This is a genomic window from Allobosea sp. (genome assembly GCF_036675845.1).
Taxonomy (GTDB): domain Bacteria; phylum Pseudomonadota; class Alphaproteobacteria; order Rhizobiales; family Beijerinckiaceae; genus Allobosea.
In genome coordinates this window covers 15,787-29,223 of sequence record NZ_JAKFED010000065.1, presented here as the reverse complement: position 1 = coordinate 29,223, position 13,437 = coordinate 15,787, and the positions used below count along the sequence as shown (strand labels likewise).

The window sequence follows — 13,437 nt, the reverse complement described above, 5'->3', positions numbered from 1 at the left end:
GCTGCGCCGGCATGGATGGCGAGCGTGTTGAAACCCGGTATGCGGTCGGTCATGGCGTGCTCCCTGCGGAATTCCAGCTTCGAACAAGTCGTTCGATTTAACGAACGGGTCTGGTTGCGTCAATTCAACCGGAGTTGCCTGCCGCCGGCAATTGCGGCATGGGCAGTGGCTGTCATGCAACTTGAGTTACGGCATACTCGCGCAAACTTCGGAAAGATCTTTCTTTGATCACAAATTTGGAGGTAACAGTGAGAATTGGCGCTGTATTGGGTTCAGTTTTGGTGGTGTCTGGCTGCGTTTCAACAAGCTCCCCGCCTGCGACAGAACAGGAAAAAATCGAGGCGCATAAAGCGCATAATGTGTGCTTGCATCGGGCGGCTCAAACCCTTGATGACGGAAAATCAGATGCGGTTACGATCGCTCAAGCCGTGATAAATGCTTGTGCAACGGAATGGTCGTATTCGGTAGAGTTGTATACAAAAGATATGAGCAGGGGTGCAGCTAGGCTTTTTGTAGAAAATATAGAGAAACGGAACATTGGATATGCTGTTACGGCGGTGTTGCGCGAACGCGCTGTTAGGCGGTGATTTGCCCGAAATCCATTAGGTTCTTGGCGCATGGTCGTGCCCGTCTATTCGGCCAGCTTGATGCCGGTCTTCGCCACCAGCTCGCTCAGTACGGAGCGGTCGCGCGCCATGAAGGCGCCGGTCTCGTCCCGAGTCCAGGCCACGGGCTCGATCACCAGCTCGCGATAGCGCGCAACCAGCTTCGCATCGGCCATGGCGGCGTTGATCGCGGTGTTGAGGGTGCGCAGCGTCTCCGCCGGTACGCTGGCCGGTGCGACGATCGAGGCCCAGCCGGGGTAGACGACATCGACGCCCTGTTCCCTCAGCGTCGGCAGCTCGGGCAGTTGCGGCTGGCGTGCCGCGGTCGTGACGCCGAGCGCCTTGAGCTTGCCGCCCTGGAGGTTGCCGAGGCTGGCGGCAAGGCTGTCGATCATGACCTGGACCTGGCCGGAGAGCAGGTCGGCCGCGGCGAGGCCGGCGCCGCGATAGGGCACATGCGCGAGCTTGATGCCGGTCGCCTGCATCAGCATCTCGAAGACGAGATGGTTGGTGCCGCCGATCCCGGCCGAGGCGAAGTTGAGCTCGCCCGGGCGCGCCTTGGCATAGGCGATGAACTCGGCGAGCGAGGAGACCGGCAGCGTCGGCGAGGCGTTCAGCACCAGCGGGAACAGGCCGAGCATCGCGATCGGCGCGAAGTCGTGCGCCACGTCATAGGGCAGCTTCTGCCCGAGCGCCGGGGCGGCGGCGAAGCTGGCCGCGGTGGCGACCAGCAGGGTGTGGCCGTCGGCAGGAGCCTTGACCACCGCCTGACCGGCGACGATGCCGTTCGCGCCCGGCCGATTGTCGATGATCACCGACTGGCGCAGTAGCCCGGCCAGCGTCTCGCCGAGGCGGCGCGCCGCGATGTCGGTGCCGCCCGCCGGCGCGAAGGGCACGACAAGCTGGATCGGGCGTTCAGGGAAGGCGGCGCGGGCGCTCTTGGTTCCAAGCGCACTCGCCATCCCAGCCAGCAGGAGCGCGCGGCGGTCGAGCGTTGGCATCGTCCTTCTCCACAAGGGGCGGGAGAGGCGAGCTTAGCGATTGCCCGTCGCGAGGAAAGAGGGGCGGCCGCCGGCCTTCACGTCCCCGGCCGGTTGATCGTCAGCTTCTGGAAGCCCTTGCCGGCGAGCACCGGCTTCTTCGAGGACAGGATGCGCGAATTGATGCCCTGCCAGCCGATCTCGCCGGAGAGCCGGCCATATTCGATCTTCGGGCAGCGGTTCATGATCACGGTGACGCCCTTCGCCTCGGCCCTGGCGGCAGCCTCGTCATTGCGCACCGAAAGCTGCATCCAGATCACCTTGGGCAGCGGCTCGAGCGTCAGCGCCTCGTCGGTGATCGGGCCGGCGGCTTCCGAGTTGCGGAAGATCTCGACCATGTCGATCGGCCCCGGAATCTCCTTGAGCGCGCCGTAGACCGTCCTGCCGAGCAGGGTCTGGCCGGCAAGCCCGGGATTGACCGGGATCACCTCATAGTCGCGGTCGAGCAGGTATTTGGTGACGATCCAGCTCGGGCGCGCCTCGCTCGCGGAGGCGCCGACCAGCGCGATCGTCTTGACCTCGCGCAGGATGCGGCGAATGAGCGCATCGTCGTAGGAGTCATGCTTCACGAGACGAAAATCCCAGCATATTGAGGCAGTTGTCCGGTTTCATGGTGCTGCCGGCAGAACATGGCGGGGGCGGAACATAGGATCGCCAGACTTTGTTGATCGAATGGGATTGGAGGGGGCAATCTCGAACTTCATCAGCGAGGAGGGCCTGCCATGTGCGATTACAGTCTGCACCATGTGATGTCGACTCCTGCGAAAGTCGGCGACGTCCTCAAGAGCACCAGCTTCGGTGGCTCGAGCACGCGCGGCTTCTGCGCCGCGGGCGAACCGAATGTCGCGGTCTGCGTGCTGCCCGGCACGGAGCTGGCGTTCGAGGCGGAGATCGAGTGCGACCGTGCGATCGGCTTCCTGCCGCGCCGCAAGCTCGCCGCCCGGCTCGGGCGTTTCCGCCAGGTCGATCTCGACAAGCCTCATGTTCATCACGACGCGATCGAGCTGCCCAACGGCGAGATCGTGCTGGTGACCAACCTGTCGGAAGGCCAGACGGCGACCGTCCTGCAATTGCCGGCGGATGGCGAGCCGGCGCGGAAGCAGCCGCAGGAGCAGAGGACCGAAGCGGAGATGGAGCATATCCACGTCTTCGGCATCTGATCGCAGCGACGGATAAGGACGAAAAGCATGGGCGGCGGCTCGCGCCGGCTGCCCATGCTGCCGGAGGCCGCCGGCCGGCGGGTTCACGTCAGCCCTGCCACCTCAGCCGTGCCGCCAGTCCGGCTGGCGTTTCTCCACGAAGGCGCCGATGCCTTCCTCGGCGTCGCGCGCCAGCATGTTCTCGACCATCACAGCGCTGGCATGGTCATAAGCCGCCTTCAGCCCCATTTCGCGCTGCTCGTAGAAGGTGCGCTTGCCGGTCCTGACCGTGACGGCGGATTTGGAGGCGATCACCGCCGCCAGCGCCTGGGCCTGCGCCAGCGCCTCGCCGGCCGGGGCGACGCGGTTGACCAGCCCCATCCGGGCCGCCTCCTGCGCCGGCACCATCTCGCCCAGCAGCAGCATCTCCATGGCGTGCTTGGCCGGCAGGTTGCGCGAGAGCGCCACCATCGGCGTCGAGCAGAACAGGCCGATATGGACGCCGGGCGTGCAGAAGCGGGCGTTCTCGCCGGCGACCGCGAGGTCGCAGCTTGCGACGATCTGGCAGCCGGCGGCGGTCGCCGTGCCTTCCACCGCCGCGATCACCGGCTGGGGCAGGGCGGTGATCTGCTGCATCACGCCTGAGCAGCGTCCGAGGATGTCGGCGAAATAGGCGCGGCCGCGATCCGGGTCGGCACGCCTTGCGCTCATCTCCTTGAGGTCGTGCCCGGCGCAGAACACCGGGCCGGTTGCCGTCAGCACCACCGCGCGCACGCTTGGATCGGCGGCGATGGCGGCGAAGCTCTCGGCCAGCGCGGCCAGCAACGCCTCGCCCAGGGGATTGCGCGCCTGGGGCCGGTTCAGGGTGAGGGTGGCGATTCCGCCGGCATCCTGGCGCAGCAGCACCGGCGCGGCTTCGGGCCGGATATGGGCGTTCATGGCATGGGCCTTTCGCGGTTCTCCCTATTGTCGGAGTGCGGTGGCCATGCTGCAAGGGGTGTAAAGTCTCGCCAGCCTTCGGTTTTCCGCACGATGACGACACGCATGAGCGCCTCCGAGATCGAGGCCTATCTCGATCGCGTCTTCCCGCAGCTGCACTATGGCGGGCGGACCTATTTCGTCGAGGAGGTCGGGCCGCTCAGCGCCCGCCTGCGCTGCGACTATCATGAGCGGCATCTGCGGCCGGGCGGCACGATCTCCGGGCCGACCATGATGGCGCTCGCCGACCTTGCGCTCTACGTCGCGATCCTCGCCCAGATCGGCCCGGTCGGGCTCGCGGTGACCACCAGCCTGAACTATAATTTCCTGCGCAAGCCGGGCCAGGCGGCGCTGATCGCGCAGGCGAGGCTCCTCAAGCTCGGCAAGCGGCTCGCGGTCGGCGAGGTTGCGCTGTTCTCGCAGGGCGAGAGCGAGATGGTCTGCCATGCCACCGGGACCTATTCGATTCCGGCGGAGCGCTAGCCTGCGGTTTCTTCCGCGGAACCAGACCGTCATTCCGGACAAGCGGCGAAGCCGCGCCGCTCCGGAATCCATCGAAGAGCGCCGAGCGCTACGATGGATTCCGGCGCTCCGCTTCACTCCGGCCGGAATGACGGCCGGTTTCAGTGAACACGGCCGTTGAACGGCTTGCTCAGCGGGATAAGTGGCGATGCAGGGAATGTGTGGTATCCTGATACCTAATTCGTTACAGCGCTAGAATTGTTCGCTTTTTCGGGCGATCCGGCATTTCGGCGATTGACAGGCGCGCCGCCTCGCCCTATCCACCGCCACACATCGCCGCCGGCCTGCCGGCGGCTTGTCCTTTTTTCAAGCAGCCGAAGGGTGCCGCGATGAAGACCATCTCGCTCAAGCCCGCCGATGTCGAAAAGAAGTGGGTTGTGATCGACGCCTCCGGGCTCGTCGTCGGCCGTCTCGCCTCAGTCGTGGCGTTGCGTCTGCGTGGCAAGCACAAGGCCGCCTACACCCCGCATGTCGACTGCGGCGATAATATCATCGTCATCAATGCCGAGAAGGTGGTCCTGACCGGGCGCAAGCGCGAGCAGAAGAACTACTACCACCACACCGGGTTTCCGGGCGGCATCAAGGAGCGCTCGGCGCGCTTCATCCTCGAGGGGCGCTTCCCGGAGCGCATCGTCGAGAAGGCGGTCGAGCGCATGCTGCCGCGCGGCCCGCTGTTCCGCCAGATCCTCGGAAACCTGCGTGTCTACAAGGGTTCGGAACACCCGCACGCCGCCCAGTCGCCTGAGGCTCTCGATGTCTCGGCGCTCAACCGCAAGAATGCGAGGGTTTGACGATGGCCGAAGTCCTGCAGTCGCTCGATCAGCTCGGCCAGGTCGCCAAGGGCACCCAGCCCGAGGCTCCCGTGCACGTCAAGAAGGTCGATGCCCACGGCCGCGCCTATGCCACCGGCAAGCGCAAGAACGCCATTGCCCGCGTCTGGCTGAAGCCCGGCTCCGGCAAGATCACGGTCAACACCCGTGACCAGGAAGTCTATTTCGCCCGCCCGGTGCTGCGCATGATCCTGCAGCAGCCGCTGCAGATCGTCGACCGCCTGACCCAGTACGACGTCATCGTCACGGTCAAGGGCGGCGGCCTCTCCGGCCAGGCCGGCGCGGTGCGCCACGGCATCTCGAAGGCCCTGACCTTCTACGAGCCGGAACTGCGCGGCCCGCTCAAGAAGGAAGGCTTCCTGACCCGCGACGCGCGCGTCGTCGAGCGCAAGAAGTTCGGCAAGGCCAAGGCCCGCCGCAGCTTCCAGTTCTCGAAGCGCTGATCCTTCCGACACTCGCCGGCTTCCTGCCGGCCATGCATCAGGGCGGCTCGCAAGAGCCGCCCTTTTCGTATTGGCTGGCGCAGGAACATCTCTGTCATTCCGGGGCGCGCCGCAGGCGCGAGCCCGGAACCCATGAACACGACCTGCGGGGTTGAGCGTCGTCCTCGCCGCGGCCTGCTGGTGTTTGCGCCGTGTTCATGGGTTCCGGGCTCGCCGCTATGCGGCGCCCCGGAATGACGGAGAGGTTTCGGGGAGTGCCAAGAGGAGCACCTGCGAATGACCGAACGTCCCGTCCTTCTCGTCACCGGCGGCAGCCGCGGCATCGGCGCCGCGACCTGTATCCTCGCCGCCCGCCGCGGCTATGACGTCGCGGTGAACTATCAGGGCAATGCCGAGGCGGCGGCGGAAGTGGTCGCTTCCTGCGGGCGGGCAGGGGCGAAGGCCGTGGCGCTCCAGGGCGACATGGCGAGCGAAGCCGACATCCTCCGCGTCTTCTCCGAGGCGAGGACCGCGCTCGGGCCGCTCACCGCCGTCGTCAACAACGCCGCGATCACCGGCAAGAGCAGCCCGCTCGCACAGGCCGATGCCGCCGCCATCCGCGCCTGCATCGATCTCAACGTCACCGGCGCGATACTGGTCGCGCGCGAGGCGGCCCGCGCCCTCATCGCCAATGCCGGCGCCAGGAACCGCGCGATCGTCAACATCTCGTCGATCGCCGCCGGTCTCGGCTCGCCCGACGAATATGTCTGGTATGCCGCCTCGAAGGCGGCGGTCGATTCCCTGACCATCGGCCTCGCGAAGGAGCTGGCTCCGGCCGGCATCCGCGTCAATGCGGTGGCGCCGGGCATGACCGAGACCGACATTCATGCGCTTTCCACCGGCGAACCGGGGCGTGTCGCGCGCATCGCACCGTCGATTCCGCTCAAGCGGGCGGCGCAGCCGGAGGAAATCGCCGAGGCCGTGCTCTTTGCTCTCTCGGAGGCCGCCTCGTACATGGTGGGCTCGATCGTGCGGGTCGGCGGCGGGCGGTAGCGACCTCGGCCAGTACGTGGGTACAAGCGACAGATTCGGCCGCGCTTGCAGCCATCGACCGCTGGAGCCGGGCGCCCGGCGTGCTAGAGCCGGATGACTTCAGATGGAATCGCAGAGCGATCCCATCTGAAGTCTGAATCCGTCTCTCATCAAAGAGTTAGAGCAGGATCAATGCGAAAAACCGGTCCCCACTTTTTCGCATCCTGCTCTAAATCGGCTGCACCCTCGTTTCAGCGGAAGTCTCGATGCGCGTCCTGCTCACCCTGATCGCCTTCGGCATGGTCGCCGTGCCGGCGCTGCTCGCTTTGGCGCGCGACGACCTGCCGCGCGGCCGGCGCATCTTCAATGCGCTGGTGATCTTCCTGGCGCCCGCCTTTGCGCTGGGGCTGATCCATGGCGTGCCCGAGCTCGACGGCCGGGCGCTGCAATATCCGGTCGCCTGGACGACCCTTCGCCTCGTGCTCACCGGGCTCGCGCTGATCCTGCCCTGGTGCCTCCATGTCTGGCTGAGCGGCCGCCGCTGAACCCTGGAGCAATGCTCCAGACCAATGAATTCAGGAATCGATCATGACCGAGCCCGCCGAAACCCCGACGATCGACCATGCCTTCACCGGCGGCCGCAAAGGCCCGGCCCATGATCCGACCTATGCCGGCGCGCTCTCCTTCATGCGCCGGCGCTACAGCAAGGACGTCGCCGGCTGCGATCTCGCGATCTGGGGCGTGCCCTTCGACCTCGCCGTCTCGAACCGGCCGGGCACGCGCTTCGGCCCGCAGGCGATGCGCCGCGTCAGCGCGATCTTCGACGGCGACGCGCAATTCCCCTCGCGCATCGACCCGTTCGAGATCCTTTCCGCCGTCGACTATGGCGACTGCCTGCTGCCGCGCAGCGACCTGCAGGGCTGCGCCAAGGCGATCGAGAACGAGGCCGCCGCGATCCTCGCGACCGGCGCCCATCTCGTCACGCTCGGCGGCGACCATTTCATCACCCTGCCGCTGCTGCGGGCCCATGTCGCCCGCCATGGCAAGCTGGCGCTCGTCCAGTTCGACGCGCATCAGGACACCTGGGATGACGGCGTCGGCGCGATCAGCCACGGCACCTTCGTGCTGGAAGCGGTGCGCGAGGACCTGATCGACGTCGAGCGCTCGATCCAGGTCGGCATCCGCACCGTCGCCCCGCGCGATTGCGGCATCGAGGTGCTCGATGCCTTTCAGGCCCATGCGCTCGGGGTCGAGGGCGTCGCGGCGCGGATCACGGCGCGGGTCGGGCAGGGGCCGGCCTATCTGACCTTCGACATCGACGCGCTCGATCCGGCCTTCGCGCCTGGCACCGGCACGCCTGTCGCTGGTGGCCTCTCTTCGGCGCAGGCGCTGCAACTGGTCTGGGCGCTCCGCGAGCTCGATTTCCGCGGCATGGACATCGTCGAGGTCTCGCCGCCCTATGACCATGCCGACGCGACCGCGATCGCCGGCGCCGCGCTGGCGCAGCACTATATCCAGGCGCTGGCATTGAAGAAGGCGGGTTGAATCGGGATGTGAGCGGCCTGAATCGGCATGGCAGCGCTGACCGCCATGCGATTCAGAACGTTGGGAATATGGGCGCGGGGACCCTCTCCCGGAGGGAGAGGGTAGGGTGAGGGGTAGGCCGCTGGACCAGTTCCGCGAGTGCCGACCGCGCGGTCGGGTTCAGGCCAACGATCCCATTCCGAACACCTCACCCCTGCCCCTCTCCTTCCAGGAGAGGGGTTCTGCGCTGTGCTTCCCGCGCCCTCACTCATTGACAGCCGGCAAGGACCGCAACATATACAGCGCCATGACCACGAACCCGATCCGACGTCGTACCAGCCAGGCCGCCCCGGCGCGCCCGCGATGACGCTCGGCTTTTAAGCCCGAACGCCCGCGACCGCGCCCCGAGCGCGGTTTTTTTATGCCTGAAGCCGGCCAAGCAGTTTCGCCCGCCTCCACCAGACGCCTTGCGAGGGTCCGATGAGCCAGAACCTGAAATCCATCTTCATCGACGGCGAGGCCGGCACCACCGGGCTCGGCATCCGCGAGCGCCTCGCGGCCGTGCCGGAGGTGGTGGTGAAGAGCATCGCTCCCGAGAAGCGCAAGGATCCGGCCGCCCGCAAGGCGATGATGGCCGGCGTCGATCTCGTCGTGCTCTGCCTGCCCGACGATGCGGCGAAGGAGTCCGTCGCGCTCGCCGACGAACTCGGCACTGGCGCACCGAAGATCGTCGATGCCTCGACGGCGCATCGCGTCGCTGCGGGCTGGGTCTATGGCTTCGCCGAGCTCGAGCCCGGCTTCGCCGACAAGGTCGCCAATGCCAACCGGGTCTCGAATCCGGGCTGCTACCCGACCGGCGGCATCGCGCTGCTGCGCCCGCTCGTCGATGCCGGCCTGCTGCCGGCCGACCACCCCGTCACCGTCAACGCCGTCTCCGGCTATTCCGGCGGCGGCAAGGGCATGATCGAGGCCTATGAGACCGGCAGGGCCCCCGATTTCGAGCTCTACGGGCTCGGCCTCAAGCACAAGCACCTGCCGGAGCTGCAGGTCTATTCGAAGCTCGAGCGGCGGCCGATCTTCGTGCCTTCCGTCGGCAATTTCCGGCAGGGCATGCTGGTCAGCGTGCCGTTGCATCTCGAGACGCTGCCGGGCAAGCCGAAGCCCGCCGACCTGCAGGCCGCGCTCGCGGCGCGTTATGCCGGCTCGACCCATGTCTCGGTGCTGCCGGCCGGGGCTGATGGCAAGCTCGAGCCCGAGGCGCTGAACGACACCAACAGGCTCGAACTGCGGGTCTTCGGCAATGAGGAGCTGGGCCAGGCCGTGCTGGTGGCGCGGCTCGACAATCTCGGCAAGGGCGCCTCGGGCGCGGCCGTGCAGAACATCCGCCTGATGCTCGGCCTGCCCGAGGCCTGATCGACCCGGCCGCATAGCCACAGGATTGCAGCAAAGCCCGGCCTGGCCGGGCTTTTTTGCTGGCGCCCCCCAAATGGGAGGTGTGAGCGCCCCGGTCCTTGGCTCATAGCTGAGCGATACGCGTCGCGATGGCGACGTGGCACAGGTTTGCGGGGCGTCGATGTCGAAATTGAACGCTTTGGCGGCGCGCCTGACGCGCAGTCGGCGCAAGATGGCGCTGGCGAGCGAAGCCGCCGCGATGCCCTCGCTGCCGGCAACCGCCGGAGCGAGGCCGGTCCTGATCGTGCTGGCCGGAGGGCGGGGTGCGGAATTTTCCGCCGGTCCGGCCGATGGCGGGCGCTCCGATGGGGCCCGGGGCACGGCTGCGCAACCGGTCGGCTGGCTGCAGCGGCAGTAGCTTTGCATGCGAGACTGCCCCGCGGCGCCAGGCGCGGCAGGGGCGAGCGCCGCCAGGGCTGGGTCGAACAGCCCTGGCGGCGCTTTTTTCTTCAGGCCGCGTAGGGCTTGAACTTCTGCTTCTGGGTGCCCAGTCCCTCGATGCCGAGGCTGACCGTCTCGCCGCCCTTGAGGAAGCGCGGCGGCTTGAAGCCGAGGCCGACGCCGGGCGGCGTGCCGGTGGTGATGACGTCGCCCGCATCGAGCCGCATGAACTGGCTGATATAGTGGACGAGATAGGCGGCGCCGAAGATCATCGTCTTGGTCGAGCCGTTCTGGACCCGCTCGCCGTCGACCTCGAGCCACATGGCGAGGTTCTGGATGTCCTTGATCTCGTCGGGCGTCACCAGCCAGGGGCCGAGCGGGCCGAAGGTCGGGCAGCCCTTGCCCTTGGCCCATTGCCCGCCGCGCTCGATCTGGAACTCGCGCTCCGAGACGTCGTTGCAGACGCAGAAGCCGGCGATCGCGGCCATCGCATCCTTCTCCGCGATATAGGAGCCGCCGTCGCCGATCACGATGGCGAGCTCGACTTCCCAGTCGGTCTTGGTCGAGTTCTTCGGGATGATGACGTCGTCATCGGGGCCGACGATGCAGTTCGGCGCCTTGTTGAACAGGATCGGCTCGGCGGGGATCGCAGCACCGGTCTCCGCTGCGTGGTCGGCGAAGTTGAGGCCGACGGCGATGAAGTTGCGGACGTCGCCGACGCAGGCGCCGATTCGCGGCGTGCCGGAGACCAGCGGCAGCGATTCGGGGGACAGCGCCTTCAGCTTGGCCAGCGAAGCCGATTTGAGCCCCGCGCCGGCGAGGTCCGGCAACTGTCCGGAGAGGTCGCGGAGCTTGCCGGCGGAATCGATCATGCCGGGCTTCTCTTGGCCGAACGCACCATAACGAACCAATTTCACTTCGTTTCCCCCATTTCAATCGTTTCAAAAGTCGGCCGCCATCGGCCGAAGGGCCGCGCCGATCCTGTGCGGATGGCGGCGACTGCGCAAGCCCGCTCGCGTGCATGGCAAGCGCGCGCACGCGCATGGCATGCCTGCCTTGGCGGGCGCCTGAGGCTGTAACGCTTTTGCAACGTTGCCCGGCAAAGATCGGCGACTTCGAGTGTGGTTAATCCTCTCCATGTTGCGATGCACAATGAGAAAATCGGCGATAGTTTGCATATAAACCATCTTTTCCGCGAGCCGGCTCGGCCTCGCCCCCGTGAAAACGCGATAAATCTCGCGATCTCGGCGGTGTCGCTGCGGAAACCCCTCCGGACAAGGCCAAAATGTGGCGATCGGGGCGGGATTGCGGCAGGAAAGGGCTGGCGGCATGGTGGCGTCAGATTCCGCTCGGCGGTGGCCGCGGCGGTTGTCACAAGAATATCACTCCTGAGAAAGACGCCGCGATGACGAGCTTTCGGAAACTCACTGCCGCCGCCACGGTTTCGCTCGCGGCGCTGCTGACGGCCAGCGCGGCGTCGGCCAGTTCCTTCGCGATCCGAAGCGGCCAGAGCGCTGAAGGTCTCGGCATGGCCTATGCGGGCGCGGCTTCCGGCGGCATCGGCATGGGCGCCATGGCCTGGAACCCGGCGACGATCACCATGTTCCCCGGCCGCAACAGCCAGTGGAACTTCACCTATCTCTATGCCGACGCCGATTACGAGCCGACATCGGTCAGTCGGATTGGCCCTCCGTTCGCGCCGGTCGGCACGCCGAACCCGGTCCAGGCCGGGACGGGGAACATCGGCGGCAACGGCGGTTTCGTCCCCGCCTCCTACTCCGCCTGGCAGCTCACCGACCGGTTCTGGATCGGCCTCACCACCGGCGCCCCGTTCGGCCTGCGCTCGAAGCCCGATAATCAGGTCCATGCCGCGCAGGTCTTCGGCCGCTCGGCGAAAGTGCAGACCATCAACGTCTCGCCGACGATCGGCTACAAGGTCAACGACTGGCTCTCGATCGGCGCAGCGGTGCAGGTCCAGTGGTTCAATGCCAGCCTGAAGCAGGCAATGACCCCCGCGCCGACCTCCGCGCCGATCATCATCGAGGGCGACACCATCGACTTCGGCTACCGCTTCGGTTTCACGCTGACGCCGCTCGACGGCACGACGGTCGGCCTGGCCTATCGCTCCTCGGTGCGGCAGACGCTGGAGGGCACCTTGCGGACCCCGGCCGCGGTCACGCCGGTCAAGGCCAACCTGAACCTGCCCGACTCGGTCGTGTTCGGCGTCTCACAGGTCATCAACGATCAGTGGCAGGCCCATCTCGGAGTGGAGTGGACCAACTGGAGCCGCTTCCGCAACATCCCGGTCGTGACGCAGGTCGGGGGAATCCCGGCGACGAGCCTGAATTTCCAGTATGACGACAGCTGGTACTTCTCGGCCGGCGCCGAGTACAAATACAACCGCGACCTGACGCTGCGCGCCGGTATCGCCTATGAGCTTTCGGCGATCAACGACTACAACCGCCAGATCTTCATCTCGGACAATGATCGCCTCTGGCTCAGTGCCGGTGCGAGCTATCAGCTCACCGAGAAGCTGAAGCTCGACGTCGGTTACACCTATATCCACGTCAACAAGGCGAAGGTGAACTACACCGGCAACCACCCGCAGCAGGTCGTCAATCCGGCCTTGCGGGCGATCTCCTATACCGCCGAGGCCGAGCCTTATGTTCACGTCGTTTCGGCGGCTCTTACCTATCGCTGGGACAATCCGGTGGAAACGGTCCCGGTCCGCCCGGTCGTCCGCAAGAACTGAGCCTCGCCGCACGGCGAAGGAAAAGCCGGCCTTCGGGCCGGCTTTTTTCGTGCTCGACGCTGCGCCACCGGCATTGCTGTCGCTATACTTGTCTGGGAGGGGCAGGCGGTCATGTGATGGCGAACAGCGCGCAGCAAGATCCATCGCTCTTTCCGGCGACGTCGATGCCCGATCGCCGCTGGTGGGCGACGCTGTGGCCCGATCCGGCCGGCGTTCTGCAGCAGATCGACATCCGAGCGGGGATGGTGGCGCTCGATCTGTGCTGCGGCGATGGCTACTTCACGGCGCCGCTGGCCGAGCTCCTCGACGGCCGCGTCTACGCGCTCGAGCTCGATGCGGCTCTGATCGAGCAGGCCAGGGCGGAGGTCGCCCGGCGTGGCGCTGGCGTGCGGCAATGGTTCTGTGCCGATGCGCGGCAGGTGGCCGGGTTGCTTCCGGAGCGTGTCGACTACGTCCTTCTCGCCAACACCTTCCACGGGGTCCCGGACCAACCGTCGATCGCACGCGCTGTGCGCAGCGTTACAAGGACAGGCGGCTGTCTCGGCATCGTGAACTGGCACCGCATTCCGCGGGAGCGGACGATGGTCCTCGGACTGGCTCGCGGTCCGCAATCACACATGCGGATGACGCCGGCGCAGGTCGCCGCCATCGTCGAGCCGGCCGGATTCAGGACCAAGGCCGTCGTCGAGTTGCCGCCCTATCACTATGGTTCAGTCTTCGAGGCGGTTGATTGACGCGAGCGGTCGGCCCAGGGCCGAGG

15 protein-coding genes are annotated in these 13,437 nt (G+C 66.6%); 11 read left to right on the top strand and 4 right to left on the bottom strand.

The genetic code is table 11. The features are described 5' to 3' along the window. Nucleotides 1-631 precede the first annotated feature (631 nt). A complete protein-coding gene (locus V6M56_RS08115; protein WP_332682717.1) occupies nucleotides 632-1,606 on the bottom strand; it encodes a Bug family tripartite tricarboxylate transporter substrate binding protein in 975 nt (324 codons plus the stop codon). Between the two features lie 77 nt (nucleotides 1,607-1,683). Then, the gene (locus tag V6M56_RS08110) at nucleotides 1,684-2,214 is read right to left on the bottom strand and encodes a CoA-binding protein (protein ID WP_332682716.1); all 531 of its coding nucleotides are present in this window, start codon (nucleotides 2,212-2,214) and stop codon (nucleotides 1,684-1,686) included. 153 nt (nucleotides 2,215-2,367) lie between these two features. Here V6M56_RS08110 and V6M56_RS08105 point away from each other — a divergent pair, with 153 nt between their 5' ends. Further along, entirely contained in the window at nucleotides 2,368-2,805 is a 438-nt protein-coding gene (locus V6M56_RS08105; RefSeq protein ID WP_332682714.1) for a hypothetical protein, read from the top strand. A gap of 102 nt (nucleotides 2,806-2,907) precedes the next feature. On the opposite strand, the gene V6M56_RS08100 is transcribed toward V6M56_RS08105, so the two are convergent. Beyond that, on the bottom strand, nucleotides 2,908-3,723 hold the full coding sequence (locus V6M56_RS08100; protein ID WP_332682713.1) for an enoyl-CoA hydratase: 816 nt from the start codon (nucleotides 3,721-3,723) through the stop codon (nucleotides 2,908-2,910). A gap of 105 nt (nucleotides 3,724-3,828) precedes the next feature. On the opposite strand from V6M56_RS08100, the gene V6M56_RS08095 reads away from it, so the two are divergent. From V6M56_RS08095 to V6M56_RS08060, 8 genes are all read left to right on the top strand, one after another. Further along, a complete protein-coding gene (locus V6M56_RS08095) occupies nucleotides 3,829-4,245 on the top strand; it encodes a PaaI family thioesterase (RefSeq protein WP_332682712.1) in 417 nt (138 codons plus the stop codon). A 368-nt stretch (nucleotides 4,246-4,613) separates the two neighbouring features. Continuing rightward, nucleotides 4,614-5,075, top strand: a complete 462-nt coding sequence (rplM, locus tag V6M56_RS08090; RefSeq protein WP_332682710.1) for a 50S ribosomal protein L13 — start codon at nucleotides 4,614-4,616, stop codon at nucleotides 5,073-5,075. A 2-nt stretch (nucleotides 5,076-5,077) separates the two neighbouring features. Beyond that, nucleotides 5,078-5,557: a 30S ribosomal protein S9 gene (gene rpsI / locus V6M56_RS08085; RefSeq protein WP_332682708.1), complete on the top strand. Its 480-nt coding sequence runs from the start codon at nucleotides 5,078-5,080 to the stop codon at nucleotides 5,555-5,557. Between the two features lie 276 nt (nucleotides 5,558-5,833). Further along, a complete protein-coding gene (locus tag V6M56_RS08080) occupies nucleotides 5,834-6,589 on the top strand; it encodes an SDR family oxidoreductase (protein ID WP_332682707.1) in 756 nt (251 codons plus the stop codon). A 245-nt stretch (nucleotides 6,590-6,834) separates the two neighbouring features. Then, nucleotides 6,835-7,113, top strand: a complete 279-nt coding sequence (locus tag V6M56_RS08075; RefSeq protein ID WP_332682705.1) for a hypothetical protein — start codon at nucleotides 6,835-6,837, stop codon at nucleotides 7,111-7,113. Nucleotides 7,114-7,156: 43 nt separating this feature from the next. After that, entirely contained in the window at nucleotides 7,157-8,113 is a 957-nt protein-coding gene (speB, locus tag V6M56_RS08070) for an agmatinase (RefSeq protein WP_332682703.1), read from the top strand. A 459-nt stretch (nucleotides 8,114-8,572) separates the two neighbouring features. Further along, nucleotides 8,573-9,505, top strand: coding sequence for an N-acetyl-gamma-glutamyl-phosphate reductase (gene argC, locus V6M56_RS08065; protein WP_332682702.1), 933 nt, complete (start codon nucleotides 8,573-8,575; stop codon nucleotides 9,503-9,505). A 160-nt stretch (nucleotides 9,506-9,665) separates the two neighbouring features. Further along, on the top strand, nucleotides 9,666-9,902 hold the full coding sequence (locus tag V6M56_RS08060; RefSeq protein ID WP_332682701.1) for a hypothetical protein: 237 nt from the start codon (nucleotides 9,666-9,668) through the stop codon (nucleotides 9,900-9,902). 91 nt (nucleotides 9,903-9,993) lie between these two features. Here the strand turns inward: V6M56_RS08060 and V6M56_RS08055 are convergent, their stop codons facing one another. Further along, nucleotides 9,994-10,842: a fumarylacetoacetate hydrolase family protein gene (locus tag V6M56_RS08055; RefSeq protein WP_332682700.1), complete on the bottom strand. Its 849-nt coding sequence runs from the start codon at nucleotides 10,840-10,842 to the stop codon at nucleotides 9,994-9,996. A gap of 488 nt (nucleotides 10,843-11,330) precedes the next feature. Here V6M56_RS08055 and V6M56_RS08050 point away from each other — a divergent pair, with 488 nt between their 5' ends. After that, complete coding sequence (locus tag V6M56_RS08050; RefSeq protein WP_332682698.1) at nucleotides 11,331-12,677, top strand: OmpP1/FadL family transporter; 1,347 nt, start codon at nucleotides 11,331-11,333, stop codon at nucleotides 12,675-12,677. Between the two features lie 116 nt (nucleotides 12,678-12,793). Continuing rightward, nucleotides 12,794-13,411 (top strand): class I SAM-dependent methyltransferase, encoded by a 618-nt coding sequence (locus V6M56_RS08045; RefSeq protein WP_332682696.1) that lies wholly within the window; start codon nucleotides 12,794-12,796, stop codon nucleotides 13,409-13,411. Nucleotides 13,412-13,437 lie beyond the last annotated feature (26 nt).

Coding starts and splice junctions, on each gene's coding strand:
- V6M56_RS08115 (WP_332682717.1), bottom strand. CDS start 1,606: ATGCCAACGCTCGACCGCCGCGCGCTCCTGCTGGCTGGGATGGCGAGT.
- V6M56_RS08105 (WP_332682714.1), top strand. CDS start 2,368: ATGTGCGATTACAGTCTGCACCATGTGATGTCGACTCCTGCGAAAGTC.
- V6M56_RS08100 (WP_332682713.1), bottom strand. CDS start 3,723: ATGAACGCCCATATCCGGCCCGAAGCCGCGCCGGTGCTGCTGCGCCAG.
- V6M56_RS08095 (WP_332682712.1), top strand. CDS start 3,829: ATGAGCGCCTCCGAGATCGAGGCCTATCTCGATCGCGTCTTCCCGCAG.
- rplM (WP_332682710.1), top strand. CDS start 4,614: ATGAAGACCATCTCGCTCAAGCCCGCCGATGTCGAAAAGAAGTGGGTT.
- rpsI (WP_332682708.1), top strand. CDS start 5,078: ATGGCCGAAGTCCTGCAGTCGCTCGATCAGCTCGGCCAGGTCGCCAAG.
- V6M56_RS08080 (WP_332682707.1), top strand. CDS start 5,834: ATGACCGAACGTCCCGTCCTTCTCGTCACCGGCGGCAGCCGCGGCATC.
- V6M56_RS08075 (WP_332682705.1), top strand. CDS start 6,835: ATGCGCGTCCTGCTCACCCTGATCGCCTTCGGCATGGTCGCCGTGCCG.
- speB (WP_332682703.1), top strand. CDS start 7,157: ATGACCGAGCCCGCCGAAACCCCGACGATCGACCATGCCTTCACCGGC.
- argC (WP_332682702.1), top strand. CDS start 8,573: ATGAGCCAGAACCTGAAATCCATCTTCATCGACGGCGAGGCCGGCACC.
- V6M56_RS08060 (WP_332682701.1), top strand. CDS start 9,666: ATGTCGAAATTGAACGCTTTGGCGGCGCGCCTGACGCGCAGTCGGCGC.
- V6M56_RS08050 (WP_332682698.1), top strand. CDS start 11,331: ATGACGAGCTTTCGGAAACTCACTGCCGCCGCCACGGTTTCGCTCGCG.
- V6M56_RS08045 (WP_332682696.1), top strand. CDS start 12,794: ATGGCGAACAGCGCGCAGCAAGATCCATCGCTCTTTCCGGCGACGTCG.